The following is a 16,394-nucleotide window of genomic DNA, read 5'->3' as shown; positions in this document are numbered from 1 at the left end:
GGACCCCCAGCGAAACTCTCTGAAGCCCAGCATTTCCGCCAGGGTTCCGACGCCGTCGATGGCGCTGTGGACCGTCGTTGTGGACTGTCTACCCAACCAGGCTAGCACACCCCAGAAGTGCGGAGGAGGCCGATTTGACGGCGACTCGACGGCATGGTACAAAACGTTAACTGCAACTGCATACGCAGGCCACTCCATGCCTCTTTTCGCCCCGTCAAACCCTCTCATGCGCCTCGCGCTCCGCATGGCTCGCACGCCAAGCCCCATGTCGGCGATGGACGCCGCCACGGCTTGAACTTTCGGCCTCATGGCGTCGGCGTCGGACTGCCGGGCCCCGTGGAGCCGGTTCAGGTTAGTCCGCTCGACCACGTCCTCGTCGAAGAGAGCAATCTGGCCGACCCCGAGCCGCGCGAGAAGCATGGCGACCGCGCTTCCTGTGCCGCCGCAGCCCACGACGCCGACCCGAAGACGGCGGAGATCCCCGTTGAGGGCCTCCCCGAAGGCCAATGCCTGGCGCGCGAACGCCTCTTCGGCCATTCCGCGGCCCCGCCCCGCGTAGCTGAGCGCCAGTCCCTCGCCGATGGTGGCGATGGACGCAACGGAAGCTCCTGGCGATGGTTCTCCCGAAGGGTCATGGACAGGACGGTCATGCCGCCACCTCCAGGGCGCGTTCCACCCTTTTCAGCATGGTCCAGATCCCGTCGACGCCGGGACGCCACTGCGGCTCGTGGCGGGACCAGCGCTGCCAGGTCTTACCGTCGAAATCGAAACGGATGTCGGCGGCCCTGGGGTAAGCGCCCTTCCCGACGAGACGCACCCAGGGGAGCAGGTAGAACATGTCCGGAGCCGTGTCCGGATAGCCCGGCGGCAGAAGGATGAGGATGTCCGCTCGCTCGGCGTCGAAGCGGCTGCCGGGCAGGAGGAAGGACTCCAGCACGATGAACGCCGCCAAAACCGACGACGGCGAGGCGGAAGCCGATGAACGGGACGACAGCGGCGACCGCCATGCCGCATGGGCAAGCCGCAACGGCACCCGCCGCTTCTCGCTGGTCGGGCTTCCCAAAGGACTCATCGGTAAATGGAAGGCAATCCACCGCACCCTGAGGACGGAAGACCACCCCGCCGACCTCGACCCAACCTTCCGTTCCGTTCGCAGAGCGATGAAGAAAGGGCAATGGAAGCGAGCATTGATCATGCTCGGAGCGTTCAGCAAAGGCGACCGCCTGACCACCCGCCGCGAGGAACAGACGGATTGTTGGGGCGGCACCTACACAGCGACCGCGGCGATAGTCAATCCACGCACAGGGAATGAAATTCTGCTTCGTCCCGTCCGCTGGCAACTGGTGGACAAAAAGAGCGAGACGGAATCTGGACTTTCAATTGTTACCAATTCCCCAAGGGAGGACTTCGAGACGGTGGCGGACTCCCCTTCCCATGCCCTCGCGGGCATGGAGGGAATAGGGAAGGAAGGGAAAAACGCCTCTGGGCTTCAGGATTTCGACGGTTGGCGGGCGATGATGAAACACAGACGGGCGGAACGTGCCGCCGCCTGACCGACGACGCTCCCGCCCCCTTCGCCGCTCGCCCAGAGGGCGAGGCGGTTCGGGCGGCTCCTGCTACGCCTTTCCCCCTTTCCCTATTCCCTGTTGGACGGGTGTAGGGGCGTACCCTCGAACGCATCGAGATGAACGCCGGCATCGCGTTCCACCAGCTTGCGGACGTACTTCAAGAGCTTCCCGTCCTCCCCGCACCGCTTCAGCACCATCCCGCCGAGACTGTGAAGCATCTCAGCCCGTTTCTGCCGTTCCGTCTTCGACTTCGCCCGCTTCAGTTGGGCGAGCTTCACATCCGCACGCCGTTTCCTCTGTTCCGCTTTTTGCAATTCCCCCTTCAATTCAACAATAGACTTCATCGCATTCCCTCCAAACAAAACACGCCGCCATCAATTCATTCGGCATTCAATAACTATATTGTTACTTGATTTGCATTTGTGAATTCTTTTCTTTAATCTCGCTTATACAAACTGCGTTTGTGCTCGTTGGGACTACGCCCCAAACCCCATAAGGGAACCACACGAAAACCGAATGCCGACCGAACGCGAAGCGAATGCAAAACCGAACGGCGGCACACACGGAAACCGAATGCGAAGCAAACACAAAGACACACACAAAACGAATGCGGGGCGAATACGAAGCGAATAGGGGGAGAACATGAAACAGAACGGTGTCAATGTCGGCGTGGTTCAACGGTCAGCGGGCGGCAATGCTGTCAAAGCCGCCGCCTACGAAGCGGGCGAGAAGCTGGACGACATCACCACGGGGCAGACCTTCGACTTCACCCGCAAGGCGGACGAGGTCGCCCACAAGGAAATCATCCTTCCCGCCGATGCACCCGCATGGGCTTCCGACCGTGCCAGCCTGTGGCAAGCCGCCGAGCGTGCGGAGACTCGCGGCAACAGCCAGACCGCCCGAACCATGGTGTTGGACATACCCCGCGAAATCCCGACCGACCTTCAGGCGGATTTCGCCCGCTCCATGCTCCGACCCTACGCCGAGCAGGGCATGGCGGTGGACTTCGCCATCCACCGCATCACCGCCTCCGACGGTGGGGCGAACGACCACATCCACGCCATGTTGACCATGAGGCGGTTCGACCAGTCCACCGAGACGGGCTTCAGCAAAAACAAGGCGAGGGACTGGAACGACATTTTCGCCGACTTCAGCAAGGGCAGGAAGCCCACGGGCGAGAAGATGAAGGCGTATCGGGATGACCTGGCGGACAGGGCAACCGCATGGTGCCAATCGAACGGCGTTGCTCTGGAGATCAGCTACAAGTCCAACGAAGCGTTGGGTAAGCCCGCCGCCGAACCCACTTTGCCGAGATGGCACTTCAAGAAATTGGAGCAAACAGGCGAGGTTACGCCCGACCTTGCCGAAGTGCTTCAGTTCCGCCAGCAGAAGAAGGAAGCCGTTCAGGAGGCGACTGCCGCTGAAGCCGAAATCATCGACCTGACCGAGCGGTTGAAGCGGGCAAAACCAATCCCACGTCCAACCGACCCGAAGGCGATCCTCGCCGACCTGACCAAGGACGCGAAGGAAGCAAGCATCCAAAGCCTATGGCGGCTCACAGACGCGGAAAACGCCCAGCGTCAGCACGCCACCGCCAAGCCCAAGGGCTTCTGGTGCAGGTTCAACGGCAAGCTAAGGCAGTGGGAAGAAGAACGGGAACGGCTGGACAGGGCGTTCGCGGAAGCCACACAGACACGGGTTGAGGCAATCGAACATCTCGAAAAGGAAAAGACCAACCTTCGCCCCAAGGCGGAACGCACCGCCAAGGAGAACGAGGAAGCCAACAAGCGGGAACTTGCCACCACCAAGCCAGCCGAGGCATACAAGGTCAACGAAGAACTCGCACGCCAGATCAAGCGAGAGAAGGCGAAGGAGTTCCTTGAACGGAACCCGCCGCCAAAGAAGAAGTCCCCAGACGAGGAAAACGCCTACAAGGGCATGAGGATGTAACTCCCCACGCCCCACTTCATCAAAGCCCGCGAATAGCCGTCAAATCCACCTCGGGTTCGATGGCGTCCACCACCTTCTTGAGCCACTTCGGGTAAATCCGCTTGGTGTAGGTGCGAACACCCTCCGAGCCTTGCTCGTCGGCGGCGTGCCCCATAACCGCGTCAATCCACGCGTCCCGCAATTCCGCCCCCGTGTTGGTCAGAATGGTTCGGACGCTATGACGGAACGAATGGAAACAGGTTTTGCGAGCAACGCCTAACGCAATCTTGTGTTTAGAAAAGAGACGGCTGATGGCGGCGGACAGTTTCTGATCGGGACCTTTCGGCTTCAATTTGGGGAACAGACGGTAGTCGCCCGCCTTGCGGCGTTTCTCCACCAGCCTCATCAACCCCAATTCGATCAGTTTCGCGTGGATGGGAACCACTCGTTCGCCCGCCTCGGTCTTCGGATGCCAACCGTCCGGGTGTGGCTGAAGAATGAAACAGGGCAAGTCGTCTTTCACCTGGATATCTTCGACCGCACGAAGACGGGCGATTTCCTCTACCCTCATCCCAGTGAACAGGGCGATTAAAGGAAACCAGAAACACGCCCCTTCTCTGTCTGCGTCTGGGGCGTACCAATCCGAGGCGAACAGCCTTGCCAAATCCTCTGCCGTCCAGTCATCCCTACTCTTTCTTTTGGACTTTGCTGCAGGGAATTTGAAGCCCGTAAAGATTGTATCATCAACATGCCCCAGCGTATTCAACCACTCCCAATACTGATTCATGGCTGAGAAATGCCGCTTCACCGTTTTCATGGCTACCGTGGGCTTACCCAGACCCTCATTCAGCTTGATTGCTTCAAGAGCATGCATGCCGTTGCGAGCCTTGCCATGCGAAGACGGCAGTTTGAGCAACATCTCCCGAAAGTGCCCTGCATCCGCTTTCGTGTACTCGCGGACAGGCTTCAGCCCTACGATCTCCACCCACAGGCGAAAAGTTACCGCCGCTTGGTTGGCGGTCTGGTTCGTCCATGGATCAATGCCGTCAGCCTTGCGTTGCTTCTCGGCAATGAACGCCTTGACATTATCCAAAAATGGCGGGGATTCCTTCGGCGGCTGAAGCATTGCCGCACCACCGCCACCAGCGAGGGCACCGATCAAGGCGGCAGTGGTCGCACGAGATTCCTTGAGACGACCGCCGACGCTATTGGACTTTTGCTCAACGCTCTCCAAACGGGCGGTCAGAGCCTTCAACCGCTGTTCCACCGCCAGTTCGTGGTTCAGGGTCTCCGTCAAGAAATGCAGTTCGGCAGTCTGCGACCGCTTTTCAGCAATTTCCGCTTTCAGTCGTTCAATCGCCGCCTCTTCCCGAGCTACCGAGACAACCAAGCGGGCGTATTCGCCCAATTCCTGTTCAATCTCGACCTGAGACATGTTCTTCGCCCGAGCAAACAACCCTTGCGTCAGACCATACAACAGGCACCCCCGTTTGTAAGCCTCACGCTTGGATGAAGTTTGCAGGGAAAGCCATAGTTCGGAACGACCGACGACGGGCTTCAGGTGTTCGGGAACCCGTTTGCGGAAGTGGTAGACCGTGCCCCTGAGAGCCAGCATTCACAGCACCGTGTAGCAACGGTGTGTAGCATTGCTACACAGACCGTGGTTCCGACGCTGTAAGTGCTTGGAAATGCAGAGTTGGCTGGGGGACTAGGATTCGAACCTAGACTGGCGGAGTCAGAGTTTGTCGGTACTTTAAATAATAGCTGTAAAAACAATGTGTTATGATACATGAAAAATAACTGCTAACGAAACTGCTAATTTTCTCCCACTTTTCTCAATGTTTTCATTGCCATAGACGCTTCAGCGGCTCACTGCAACGAAGTGTGTTCTTTATTTGTTCTTGTCCGATTTTGCTCGTTATCGTATGCTATAATGGGAAGTCTGACCACCGAACGCGGCGGTCGGCTGTCGTGTAACACGACGGCGATGCGGCCACATTGCCTTGCCGAACATCCGTAACCAATACGGATAAGCCCGACACCCAGCCTCTGATACACTTTATGCTTAAGAGTTTTTCTGAGGCAAAACAAACTGTTGGGGGCAGAATGATCAGAAACAGTCACTGCGAAGTCCGCAAAGGAACAGGCTGGGAAGTAAAAAGCGTTGAAGAGGCACTTGCAATCGGTGGTGGTGTCCAGATGCGCTGCACAGAATGCAAAGGCCCTGTGCGCCCATACAAAGAATCAGACACATCATCTGCTCACTTTGAGCACCTGTCTCGCCATAAAGGGTGTTCATTAGGCGACTGCTTCGACGGTCAGAAAACCGACCATCCCGATGCGATCTTTTAGAATTATTGAGGCATTTGCGGTTTCGACCGCCTTACTTGGCGCCTGTGCGCCAATTGATGGCTCAGACCGTTCTGAAAAAAATCTTATGGGACCAAAGGCGCTGGCGGGCACCATAGCGGGTGCTGGATTGGGGGCATATGGAGGAAACCAATTTGGACGGGCGTCGGGCAAGACGGCCATGACCATATTTGGCGGCCTGCTCGGTGCTAGTGCGGGATATTACCTCGGCAGCCTGCTCGATGAGCAAGATCGCAAGCAGGCTGCCGAAATGGAACAGAAAGCGCTTGCGGCTCCAGTTGGGACCCCATTCAGATGGAACAATCCTAACTCTGGAAATCAAGGAGCGGCAATCTCCACCCGTCAGGGTACAGAACGATCCACGGGGCAAACATGCAGGGAGCTTGTAGAGGTCTGGGAGATTCAGGGGCAAGAAGTCGAAAATGTCGTTCTTGTCTGCAGAAATGCTGATGGCTCGTGGTCATCTCGATAGCCAACTTTTATTGGCTTATATTTAATAAAAAACTACGGCTTACACATTCTGGCAGCTGTGGCAAAGTCGAGGCCATGATCGCTGAAGCACGTATCCATAAATGGCTTTGCCTCAAATCCTCCAATCCCCATGCCAGTGACATTACATCCGCCACTTGCATATGGCGTGTGAAGCAGCTTGCTAACTTTGTCACACGGGTATCCGTCATTAATTGTGCTGTTCCTATTTTTTTTGCCGCCTTCGTCAGTGGCGCATTTTGCAATTGATGCGACAATAACAAGAGCAATGAATAATTTTATGACCTTCGACACAGCATCACCTTTTTTTATATATCTCACCCTGGCATAACTGTATTGCGTGAAAGTCACTACCGCATAAAGCGATAGTGACCTGACGCTCATTTATATATTAACGCTGGCATCTGTTAACACATGCTGAGTATTGATCGTAACATGCCTGTCCGTTTGCTGGGTTTTGCATGCATGCCTTATTCTGTGCTTCGCATCGATCAATGCACTGCATAGTGGCCATGCCACCTTGTGCGACCTGGATTCCAAGGATGGTTTTTGCGCTACCATCTACAGAAGAGACGGCTTTTGAGCTTAGCTCATCCGCAGCAACTGGCATTCCTAGCAACAGAATAACTGCCAGTGCTGAGCATAGTGATTTTAGTATTTTTTGCATGACGAGCTCCTCTATGGATCTGAATCCATATCAGCGCCATTTCGTGACAAAGAAAATCCGTATTTGCTACGGATACGATGCTGCCGAGCAGTATGCTATGGTCTCTTACTAGTAATATTTCGATAAAACGCCTCTATACACTAGGGTGGAGATAGCAATGAAGCGTCTTTTCGTAATTGTTGGATCGCTTGTTGCGGTCAATTTGGCCGCATGCGACAGCAACAATGGGGCTAAGGAAGCTGAAAACGTTTGCAAGTGCTATACAGATGCGGGTAACGACATGTCTAAGGCTCCACAATGCTTAACGGAGCAACTGGCAGCACAAGAGCGGATAAAGGGCAGCCAGAAAGAGACGATGGCCTTTCTTCAGACATTGCAAAAATGCACCGCTTTGGGGGGCGGCAGGTAAGTAGTATTAGTGATGGAGCGTGAAACGTTCGAACTTTATAGGTGCAATTGCAATTATAAATCGTTCAGGTCACGGATGCTAGCCGTCCGAGTGCGTCGCCAACCATGCGATTCAAGTGGTGAAGCTTGCGTGTATTGGCCTTCTCCATCTCGGTCGTCGCCACAGCGGCATATTTGGCCGAGATGGACGCAAGGCGTTGCGACAGTCGCATCAGCACCAACAATGACGGTGGCCGCTGCCGCGCCTTGGCACAGGACATATAGCTGCGCGATTGGCCGAGCCAGAACCGCGAGAACTCATACTGGCTCTCAACCATCCACATATCCCGCAATTCCCCATAGACCTTCTCCAGCAGCATGACCGTTCCTCCTCAAGGCGTTTCGTCCAGCTATTTAGCCGACCGCGCTAAATACGCTTGCGGAGCAGCGCAAAAATAACGGTACGCGGCCATATCCGTATTCAATACGGATCGATCAAATATGCACTGCGAATTATTTATTAATTGCTCTTGCGAGTAAACGTTCGCATAAAATGAAGATGGAGTAACCAAAATGGAAAGCGCATTTGCTGCACTTGGTATTTTTGCATTTATAATGATATCAATTGCAACTTTGATAGGCGGTGCCGTTGGCGCCGTCGTTCATGGATTTGGATTTAAGATTTCAGGATTAAATTCACTTAAGCCAACATTCAAAAAACGTTTTGTGATTCAGTTGCTTGGGAGTGTTCTTGTCGCAATTATATGCTACCCGATATCAAGCCTAATTTTCTTGTCGAACTCATTAGTTGTAGTTATTTTATATGTAATAGCCATCGTTACCATCGGGTATTACGGAGGATTGGTTTTGGCTACAAAAAAAATATCCAGCGAAATTGCGTGGGATGCTTCTGCTAAGGCAGCAATACTCCCACTTGTTTACATGATCATTGGAGTAGCAGGCCCTATTGTGTTTATATTCTCCAGGCACTTGTCATAAATGTGAATTAAAGGGGGGCTTTGCCCCTCTTTTTTATATCGCGTTGTTCAGCTATTTAGCCATCCGCGCTAAATACGCTTGCGGAGCAGCGCCACGCTGGACGCTGCCGCGATGAGGAGAAAACGCCATGAACAGACTGACCTATTTGCCGAAGGGCCACTGCGAGATCGGCTTTGCCAACGAGGTCGTGCTGATTGAGGAGGCCGTGCATCAGGCCATCACTGCGACATTGAATTGCCTCAAAGCACGATTGTCTTCTTGAACTGCGGCGACCTTGCTGAAGGACCGTTGAATGGATCGAGGCCGAAGTGCAACGCCCTATCGTCGAGCACCACGCAGCAGCTGGTGGGGGTGTCGTCATTGCAGACCAGTAGGGCAACACCGTTGGCAACACCAGTTTCACGGCAAGCCGTATCAGTCTCGTGGTGAATAGCGCTCATAACGTGCCTTCCGCCCAATGTCCCGCTTAACTGGCGTGCAGCAGCATCCGTTTTGGCGGTCAGCCCAGCCAGCCATTCCCGCTCCTCTTCTCCACCATGTTCCGTGATATAGCTCAACTTCTGGGCTTTGCGTGGGGCGACAAAGTTCAGGCGGAGCTTTTCCTTCCCTACCTCCAAAATGGCCGTAACGGAGCTTTTTGATCCGCCATTGACCCAAAGCGATATCGTGGCTTTGCTGGCATGGGCGTCCACCTGACGGGATTTCGGCTTGGTCATTGCCTGATTTGCGGAATTGGCCTCACCTCCAAGTGGCTCTCTCTTTCCTTCCAATGGCTCGTCCGATTTGGCGGCAAAGCCACGAAGTGGCGAAGCCGCATCGTCAATCACATTGGCATTCATGCCGAGTGGCGAGATCGCCTCTTCTTCTCCCAGGTGGCGAGCAGCAAGCGAGCCACCATCGACGAGATCGGAAGAAAAGAAATTGGGCGTGGCCGAAGGCCGCGAATGCGGCAACGGCCCATCGATTAGTTTTAGCAATAGTCTAGCAATAGCAGTATCGCAGCCATTTGAAGACAAAGATAAATTCCCGCCTTTTTTGTGGCCTTTGTGCGCGAGTGACGTGAAATATCTGTTGGGGATGTGTGAGAATGTGTTGCGGAGAGAGGACAACTGCGCTGCGCCTGCTTCAGAAAGCGCAAGCCCAACAGCTTCCTTAATCTCCCTACGCTGCGCCGTTGACAGAATGATTGCTCCGCTGTGGCCGATTGTCTCTCGGAAATGAAATTTAAGTTGGTTGACCAGCCAATTGCCACGCTCAAGCGAGCATTCCCCCAAGCGGTGAAAATCCACGACCAGGCCAATCAGCATGTTGTGCAGGCGCGGGTTATTCCGAATTTCGCAAAGTCGGTTGATGTGTCTGATCCATTGTTCTGTAGCCATAATGCGTTTTCCTCCCAATGCGTTTTCAGTTGAAACGCTGGGGCGGCCTGGAAAACGCAATGAAAGAGGCTGTCACTGTTCCCGTCGGATGCAGTTAAGCCCCAGCATTGTATTTATCCCGATCTGTGGTGCTGCGAATGCGAATTTGGAAATAATTTTTGTCGCCATGTCACGCCAAGCCACATTGCTGCATAGCAGCAATCGCGTCATTTGCAAGTCATTGATCTAATAGAAAATTATCTGCACATTGTCGCGGTGTCGTGTTACACGACACTGAAGCCGACTTGGAACTGCAATGACCTACCTCGCCCCACGCCCAACTCGCATTCGTCAACGGCGCGTTCGCCGTGGGCGCGTGCTGTCGCTGTTTGCATTGGCGGCCTTTTTCACGGTCGGCTACTTCCTGGCAAGCGCAGTTCGCTGACCTGTCGTGTTACACGACACCCACTCCCATAAATAGCCATGGAAACAAGGCAACAGGGAGACGGCGATGCGACTATGGGAATTCATCAGCGAGGAGGCAGCGGCCGACAGCTTCGCGGACAATCTGAAGCGACAGGCCGACGCGAAGGCCGATCAGGCCAAGAAGCTCAAGCAAGCCGCGTCCGTGCAGAAGAAGCGTGAGCAGATCAGCAGCGCCAGAGCGTCCCTGACAAAGCAGCAAGGGGAGCTGAACAAGCTCATGGCCACGGCCACTCAATCGTAGGCGACCAGTCAGTATCCGCTACGGATAATCCACCACCCCACCATCTGGTAGAATTTCAACTGCGAAATGTGTCGTGGAACCGATCCGATGAACGCCTCCCCGCTTTGGCAAATTTTCGGCCTCGAACCACCCGCCATGTCCTCAAAAACATCGGAGTTGGGCATGAGCCACGACGGCGAAAAATGCAAAACGCTAAAGGTGATGCGGAAGCGACCTGCGCTTGCGGGAAACGATCAGATCGACCTTCATCGGCGAGCTATCAATTCGATGCTGAATTGCACGAATGGCCGCGAATGCGAAGATCGCGCCCTATGCACCATCACCTGCGCTGCCCTGCTAAAGGAATTGCCATAGAATTGATAGAGAACCCGTGGGCGTAAATGGGCTCAAAATGTCGGAAAAAGTCGAAATCACAAAACCATCACGGCCCATGCATTGTCTGCCCAGGCGTGTTCGGCAATTGCTGGCGGCCATGAATGTTGGCCGCTATCACGCCATGGAAATCATGATTGAAGAGGTTGAAATCTGCCCGTTCAAGGCAGAATGCGAACTTGAGTTTGCCTGCTTGCGAATGCATCAAGCATTCAAGCCACTGACCGATGGGGCCTAGAAATACGCGGTCAGCATAGTTCACCGTCAAAGAATCTCCACCGCCGCCCGCATCATTTCATCGTTCACGTCAATATAGCGTTGTGTCGTGCTCATGTGCTTGTGTCCCGCCAGCGACATGATGACTTTGGCCGACACCCCCGAATGAGCCAACCGCGTGATGAACCAACGCCGTCCACTGTGGCTGGTCGCACCGTCAATGCCAGCTTCGTCGTATATCTGGCCGAATAGCTGGCACAGCGTGTTGGCCGAAAACGCTGTGCGCTTCTGCGTCATCAGCAGCGGCTCGGCAAGATCAAGTGTCGTGTAACACGACACATAGCGCTCAATTTCCTTTCTCAGCTTGCCATTGACGAAGATCGTCCGAGCTTCTTTGGTCTTGGTCATCGCCGCCTTGAGTGAGATGCAGTCACGCAAGTGGCGCTCGCTGTCGATCACGTCACCCAACTTCAGCGCGGCGATCTCACCAACACGAAGTCCTGCATAATAACTCAACATTAACGCCATACGGTTGCGGGCGGCAAAACGAGATTGCGCAACTACCGTGAGGACGCGCTTGAGTTCTGTTTCGGTTGGCACCCTTGCTTGCTTCATTGGAGAACCTCATAAAATGCATGCTTTACGCATTTATCATTATACGATAGATATGGGTGCGATCGCTACGGCTCCATTATTCTATTGCCTTCAATGTATTAGCGTGAAACATAATGAAACATAGCTTTTATGAGGTATTTGCTTCGGTGCGAGCGGCGACAAAGGGCGCGCTGCTCTTTGACGCTGCAATAAGTGCCGTTTATGTCTTTGCGTGGATCGCCCTATTCCGTGCGGCCATTGCCATGGGGGCTGCTCCAGGGGTTAGCGCATGGTTCCCTCCTGCGGGTTTAACTTTTGCATTTCTGCTCAGGTTCCCGCGCCTGTGGCCCATGGCATATGTTGGCGTTGGCTATATCGTCGCCACGGCCCCATATCCGCATTCGGCAGTTGCCATTTTTCTCTCGTGGGCCATTCCTCCGACGACCTACGTCGTTGGGGTTCATGCATTACGGCGCTCGCTTGGTTATGCCCGCATTGACCTCGCCAACATGCGCCACCTGATTGCCTTCTCAATTGCCTCGTTGCTGGTTCCTATTGCGGCGGCGCTGGCCCTCATCGTGACCTTCTGTGCCGATGAGCTGATCCCTTGGGCAAACTACTGGGATATGGTTCTGCGGTTCTCTCTCGGTGACGCAATTGGCATCGTCACGCTCACCCCTGCCTTACTGCTGACGCGCACTGATTGGGTGGCCGCGACTAACGGACGATCGCTGATCTGGCTTGTCGCCAGTTTTATCGCAATCGGGTTGGCGCTCTATGTGGAAACGGTCGCAGTGGTTCTGGGGCAGGACCAAGGGCCGATGTCGTATTTCCTGATGCTTCCTATTGCCTGGACCGCCATGCATTTCGGCAATGTGGGTTCGGCGGCATCCAGCTTGATCGCCAACATCTCCATTACGGTGGCCAGTTGGTTGGCTCCCGATCATCGGATTGTCGCGGGCGCTCCGTACTTCATGCTGTCGGTCGGCTATCTCGGCCTGATCATTGGCAGCATGACCAGTGAGCGTGAACGCAGCGTGCAGAAGCTGCGCGTGCAGGAGCGTGCGCTTGATCGTGCCTATACCCATTTTACGGGGCAGCAAACTGCGGCGAAATTGGCCCATGAAATTCGCCAGCCACTGGCGGTGGTCTCTACCTATGTCGAGGGTCTTGTCGGCTACATTGAAAAGGATGCCAACCGCACCGACGACGCGCTGATGCTGGCCAAACGCACAGACCGCGAGGTCCAGCGCATCGGGGAAATCATTTCAGCAGCCCAATCCAAAATTGAACATGCGGCAGGCCAGCGGGAGACGTTCGATTTCTCCAGCGTCATGCAGGATGTCGATCCGCTGCTGCGCCAGATTTGCAAAGATCACGGCGTAACGGCGAGTTTTGATGTAATCGCTTCTGCTCGGGTATCGGGCGTCAAGGCTTCCTTGCAGCAGGTGATGGTGAATTTCGTGCGGAATGCTTGCGAGGCTATGAGCGCTGTTCCCCCAGCAGACCGCCGCCTCATTGTAGAAAGCAACCTTGGCGACGAGCGGATCAACGTGACTGTATCGGATAATGGAACGGGCCTCGCTGAGGACATGGAGAAGGCGGGCCATGCGCTGTTTGCCTCCACGAAAATCGGGGGCAGCGGCTTCGGCCTTCCCATCTCTAAGACCATCATTGAAGGCCATGGTGGAGCGTTGTCCATCCTGAACCGCCCTGAAGGTGGCGCGGTCATTTCGTTCTGGCTTCCCGTCGTGAAGGCACCCCGATCATGAGCGACAATCAACGCTTTACCGTTGCCGTGGTCGATGATGATGAAAGTTTCCGCGAGGCGGTTGTCTGGCTGCTGTCGTCGAGGTCTTTCAATGCAGCAGGGTACTGCGATGCCGCCTCGTTCTTTGCCAAGCACCCCATGAACGCTCAGGGCTGCGCGTTCATGGATCTGCGGCTGGGCGACCTGTCGGGCCTGGACGCTTACAGAGAGACCCGTGAACGTGGCTTTGATATGCCCGTCATCATGATTTCCGCCTATGGCGATATAGCGACGGCGGTTCATGCCGTTCAGCTTGGGGCTTTTGGCTGGATCGAGAAGCCTGTTCGCAACGAGAAGCTGGTTGAAACGGCTGTGTCGGCATGCTCTGCGCATGAACACATCTGCAAGCAATATGGACGTGCTGCCAATTTTGTCCGCAATTTCTCACTGCTCACTCCTCGTGAGCGGGAAATCTTGATGCATCTCGGCAAAGGGGCGACAGCTAAAGAGGTTGGCTTGGAATTGGAAATCAGCCACCGCACTGTTGAAACACATCGCAATCAGATTGCTGAAAAACTTAGCCTAACATCTGCACGCGATATTGCCGCAGTTCTTTTTCATACTCGGCATTTTTATGCTGAGTTGACCGCAACATAATGCCGCGTTCGCCGCACATCATTCATAAAAGGCCCGATAAATGCGTCGCTTTTGCTTCCGCAGCATGGTCGCTGTAGTGTTCGTCGCTTCAATTGGCGTGATGTCCGCAACCGCAGCTGATATTTCCAGCGACCAGAAACCCTCGATTAGCGGAACAGTGAATATGTTCATTGCTGATCGTTGGCGCTATGCAGCGGAAGACAAGACGCAGCGCAATGACCTTTTCGTGTTTGTTGAGCCATTCATAAAAGCGAACTTCAACAAGGAACTTTCGATCCAAACGCTTTTCACATACGACCCTGCCGTTGACCCCCATCCCGATGAAAGCCGTGCTTTTGCCAATGAGCAATTGCACCTGAAGAACCTGGTTCTCGACTACAGCAAGGACGAATGGGGCGTTTACGGCGGACGGTTTGCAGCCGAATTCGGCCAGGCATGGCTCACGCTTCCTGGCTATTTCGGCAGGGAACTGGCCGAAGACAACGCCATATGGGATCGCAATGGCGTTGGCGGCTGGATGAATGTGAAGGGCGGGGAAACTGGGACAGTCCGCCTCGCCGCCAGCGCCTTCATGCTCGACACCACCATCATGAGCAAGTCGTGGATCGGAACGCCGACACGAACGCGGAAGCGCCAATTTGACGGTGGACAGAGCAATACGGGACGGCTGGATTCCTTTGCGCTCTCGGCAACGGGAACCAAGCTTCCGTCAATGGAGGGGTTTTCCTGGCACACAGGAGTGTTGCGCCAGGAAGTCCGAAAAATCAGTACCACCAATTCCGATATTCCCGATGCCGAACTCGGCGTGGTCGGAGGCATTCGGCAGGAATGGAAATTTGACGACTGGCTCGTCGTGGCCCCCATGTTTGAGTACCAGCATTTCTGGAACAGGGGCGGTGTGCAAAGAGCCGAGCGGGATTACATCTCGACAGGCATGGAGATAAATCCTGCGAATTGGCGACTGAGCGTCGGCTACACGCTGCGGATCAGCAACGCCCCAAATGTTGAGGAAAAGCGCGACTACCTGTTCAACACGAGCCTCGGCTATGAATTCGGCAACGGCGTGCGCCCCGAAATCGGCTATCGCGTCAGAAGCATCGACAGCCTGGAGGTGTATGAGATCACCTCACGGATTCTGTATGTCTATAAATTTTGAAATATGAATATAAAGCGTCACTTGTATCATATAGATACAAGAACCGCATCCGCCTCTATTATGTTGCACCAGTAGTCTACGCACATCGGCCTATCCTCTCTATATGCTACATTGATAAGCGCATTCGCACCAATATCCATGGCTTTGTTGGCTAGACTTTTAACCAGATCATCACGATCTAGAAGTTTGTCACTGTAATTTAACATGCTCATCTCAGTAATTTTTCCAAAGTGTTTTATCGTATGAAGTCCAAATATGCCGTCTTTTATAGCGATATAAATTCCATTTATAGTTATGTAGCCATTTTCAGTATTTAATGTAAAATTGCTATCGCGCGCATTAATGTTGCGGTTATTGCCTGAATTTTTGCGATATCCACAATCTTTCAGGGATTGCGCAAGAGACGCATCAGCCTGATGTAGATGAATGATCAAGTCGGGGATTAGGAAGCCCAGAATTTTACTAGCAGCTGTGAAATCGCCCTTATCGCAGATCGCCTCTTTCAAATTGTTGGCAATCCGTCTGGTTTCAGAATGGGTTGCCCTGTGGCGGTCATCTTCATGGCTGCTTGCCTTTTGAAATAACGCCTCTTCAAATTGAAAATGCTGTTCGTTGGCCTCCTCAAATTCAGCAAAAGCAATCTGAGCGGCTTCCAGTAGCCGCGCTTCCACGGCAGCGGCCACGGCATCCAGTCGCATAAACAGCAGGCGGTGGGCTTCATCCAACTCGGGGATGCCCAATTCCATGCAATCTGTCCATCTGAGCCGCATGTGTGCGCCTTTGCCTCGCTATTGGACGAGAGTGGCACTGCACCATGGGAATTTGCATCCGTAGCAACTACGGAGACGTGGGGAGCTGTCGTGTTACACGACACGGGTTGGAGGTGATTGCCGCACTGGTCGGCTTTGGCGGATTGAAAGATTGTTGTCACTCATCAAAGCTTCTTCGTCCATGTTGGCAATTCAGCATTTTCAACATGGAAAACACCATCAGACGGAGGTTTGCAGTCGGGCGGGGAAAATGAAGCATCCCATCGCAAGGTTTGCTTCTCTTTCCAAATATGGCCTATCATAAAGTTATATTTAGAAAACAGTTTATATGTTGAACTTTCCTCCTCATGGATAATTGGCTTTAATTTATTATGAAGAAGCATGC

Annotated in this window: 21 protein-coding genes; 12 read left to right on the top strand and 9 right to left on the bottom strand. The window is 54.1% G+C overall.

The genetic code is table 11. The features are described 5' to 3' along the window. Both H261_RS20275 and H261_RS20270 read right to left on the bottom strand, forming a co-directional pair. A partial coding sequence (locus H261_RS20275) for a ThiF family adenylyltransferase (protein ID WP_008621362.1) occupies positions 1–537 on the bottom strand: 537 nt, incomplete at its 3' end. Positions 538–646: 109 nt separating this feature from the next. Further along, positions 647–937, bottom strand: a complete 291-nt coding sequence (locus tag H261_RS20270) for an E2/UBC family protein (RefSeq protein WP_008621359.1) — start codon at positions 935–937, stop codon at positions 647–649. Between the two features lies 1 nt (position 938). Between H261_RS20270 and H261_RS25875 the strand changes: the two genes are divergently transcribed. Beyond that, positions 939–1,553, top strand: a complete 615-nt coding sequence (locus H261_RS25875; protein WP_008621357.1) for a hypothetical protein — start codon at positions 939–941, stop codon at positions 1,551–1,553. Between the two features lie 83 nt (positions 1,554–1,636). On the opposite strand, the gene H261_RS20260 is transcribed toward H261_RS25875, so the two are convergent. After that, the gene (locus H261_RS20260) at positions 1,637–1,912 is read right to left on the bottom strand and encodes a hypothetical protein (RefSeq protein WP_008621355.1); all 276 of its coding nucleotides are present in this window, start codon (positions 1,910–1,912) and stop codon (positions 1,637–1,639) included. Between the two features lie 298 nt (positions 1,913–2,210). On the opposite strand from H261_RS20260, the gene H261_RS20255 reads away from it, so the two are divergent. Then, positions 2,211–3,518 (top strand): MobA/MobL family protein, encoded by a 1,308-nt coding sequence (locus tag H261_RS20255; protein ID WP_008621354.1) that lies wholly within the window; start codon positions 2,211–2,213, stop codon positions 3,516–3,518. A gap of 19 nt (positions 3,519–3,537) precedes the next feature. Here the strand turns inward: H261_RS20255 and H261_RS20250 are convergent, their stop codons facing one another. Then, positions 3,538–5,112 carry a site-specific integrase gene (locus H261_RS20250; protein ID WP_040477005.1) on the bottom strand — a complete coding sequence of 525 codons (1,575 nt, stop codon included), beginning with the start codon at positions 5,110–5,112 and terminating at the stop codon, positions 3,538–3,540. 723 nt (positions 5,113–5,835) lie between these two features. Between H261_RS20250 and H261_RS25020 the strand changes: the two genes are divergently transcribed. Further along, a complete protein-coding gene (locus H261_RS25020) occupies positions 5,836–6,339 on the top strand; it encodes a glycine zipper 2TM domain-containing protein (RefSeq protein WP_008621352.1) in 504 nt (167 codons plus the stop codon). A gap of 841 nt (positions 6,340–7,180) precedes the next feature. After that, positions 7,181–7,432 (top strand): hypothetical protein, encoded by a 252-nt coding sequence (locus H261_RS25015; protein WP_152427004.1) that lies wholly within the window; start codon positions 7,181–7,183, stop codon positions 7,430–7,432. A gap of 64 nt (positions 7,433–7,496) precedes the next feature. On the opposite strand, the gene H261_RS20245 is transcribed toward H261_RS25015, so the two are convergent. Beyond that, positions 7,497–7,790, bottom strand: a complete 294-nt coding sequence (locus H261_RS20245; RefSeq protein WP_008621351.1) for a DUF6626 family protein — start codon at positions 7,788–7,790, stop codon at positions 7,497–7,499. Positions 7,791–7,983: 193 nt separating this feature from the next. On the opposite strand from H261_RS20245, the gene H261_RS25010 reads away from it, so the two are divergent. Together H261_RS25010 and H261_RS26565 are read left to right on the top strand one after the other, a co-directional pair. After that, positions 7,984–8,409 (top strand): hypothetical protein, encoded by a 426-nt coding sequence (locus tag H261_RS25010; RefSeq protein ID WP_152427003.1) that lies wholly within the window; start codon positions 7,984–7,986, stop codon positions 8,407–8,409. 127 nt (positions 8,410–8,536) lie between these two features. Further along, positions 8,537–8,671 (top strand): hypothetical protein, encoded by a 135-nt coding sequence (locus H261_RS26565; RefSeq protein ID WP_268743968.1) that lies wholly within the window; start codon positions 8,537–8,539, stop codon positions 8,669–8,671. Here H261_RS26565 and H261_RS25005 read toward each other — a convergent pair. Continuing rightward, positions 8,649–9,788, bottom strand: a complete 1,140-nt coding sequence (locus tag H261_RS25005; RefSeq protein ID WP_152427002.1) for a hypothetical protein — start codon at positions 9,786–9,788, stop codon at positions 8,649–8,651. The genes H261_RS26565 and H261_RS25005 overlap by 23 nt on opposite strands. A 490-nt stretch (positions 9,789–10,278) precedes the next feature. Between H261_RS25005 and H261_RS20235 the strand changes: the two genes are divergently transcribed. The 3 genes from H261_RS20235 (at position 10,279) to H261_RS24995 (ending at position 11,104) form a co-directional block, all read left to right on the top strand. Next, positions 10,279–10,494 carry a hypothetical protein gene (locus H261_RS20235; RefSeq protein ID WP_040477001.1) on the top strand — a complete coding sequence of 72 codons (216 nt, stop codon included), beginning with the start codon at positions 10,279–10,281 and terminating at the stop codon, positions 10,492–10,494. An 87-nt stretch (positions 10,495–10,581) separates the two neighbouring features. Continuing rightward, a complete protein-coding gene (locus tag H261_RS25000) occupies positions 10,582–10,848 on the top strand; it encodes a hypothetical protein (protein WP_152427001.1) in 267 nt (88 codons plus the stop codon). 37 nt (positions 10,849–10,885) lie between these two features. Next, on the top strand, positions 10,886–11,104 hold the full coding sequence (locus H261_RS24995) for a hypothetical protein (protein WP_152427000.1): 219 nt from the start codon (positions 10,886–10,888) through the stop codon (positions 11,102–11,104). A gap of 26 nt (positions 11,105–11,130) precedes the next feature. Here the strand turns inward: H261_RS24995 and H261_RS20230 are convergent, their stop codons facing one another. Continuing rightward, positions 11,131–11,697 carry a tyrosine-type recombinase/integrase gene (locus H261_RS20230; protein ID WP_008621350.1) on the bottom strand — a complete coding sequence of 189 codons (567 nt, stop codon included), beginning with the start codon at positions 11,695–11,697 and terminating at the stop codon, positions 11,131–11,133. A 113-nt stretch (positions 11,698–11,810) separates the two neighbouring features. Here H261_RS20230 and H261_RS20225 point away from each other — a divergent pair, with 113 nt between their 5' ends. Genes H261_RS20225 through H261_RS20215 form a run of 3 tightly spaced genes read left to right on the top strand, consistent with a single transcriptional unit; the run spans position 11,811 to position 15,239 of the window. Next, positions 11,811–13,448: a sensor histidine kinase gene (locus H261_RS20225; protein WP_008621349.1), complete on the top strand. Its 1,638-nt coding sequence runs from the start codon at positions 11,811–11,813 to the stop codon at positions 13,446–13,448. Beyond that, entirely contained in the window at positions 13,445–14,083 is a 639-nt protein-coding gene (locus H261_RS20220) for a response regulator transcription factor (RefSeq protein ID WP_008621348.1), read from the top strand. Before H261_RS20225 ends, H261_RS20220 begins: the two co-directional genes overlap by 4 nt. Before the next feature lie 40 nt (positions 14,084–14,123). After that, complete coding sequence (locus H261_RS20215; protein ID WP_040476999.1) at positions 14,124–15,239, top strand: hypothetical protein; 1,116 nt, start codon at positions 14,124–14,126, stop codon at positions 15,237–15,239. A 26-nt stretch (positions 15,240–15,265) separates the two neighbouring features. Here H261_RS20215 and H261_RS24100 read toward each other — a convergent pair whose 3' ends face one another. Together H261_RS24100 and H261_RS26225 are read right to left on the bottom strand one after the other, a co-directional pair. Then, positions 15,266–16,009, bottom strand: coding sequence for a bacteriohemerythrin (locus tag H261_RS24100; RefSeq protein ID WP_081609012.1), 744 nt, complete (start codon positions 16,007–16,009; stop codon positions 15,266–15,268). A gap of 164 nt (positions 16,010–16,173) precedes the next feature. Beyond that, the coding region (locus tag H261_RS26225; RefSeq protein ID WP_235062996.1) for a hypothetical protein at positions 16,174–16,394 on the bottom strand (221 nt) is incomplete at its 5' end.

This window comes from Paramagnetospirillum caucaseum (assembly GCF_000342045.1).
GTDB lineage: Bacteria > Pseudomonadota > Alphaproteobacteria > Rhodospirillales > Magnetospirillaceae > Phaeospirillum > Phaeospirillum caucaseum.
Note: the sequence above shows the minus strand (reverse complement) of the source record. Positions and strands in the feature narration are given on the sequence as shown.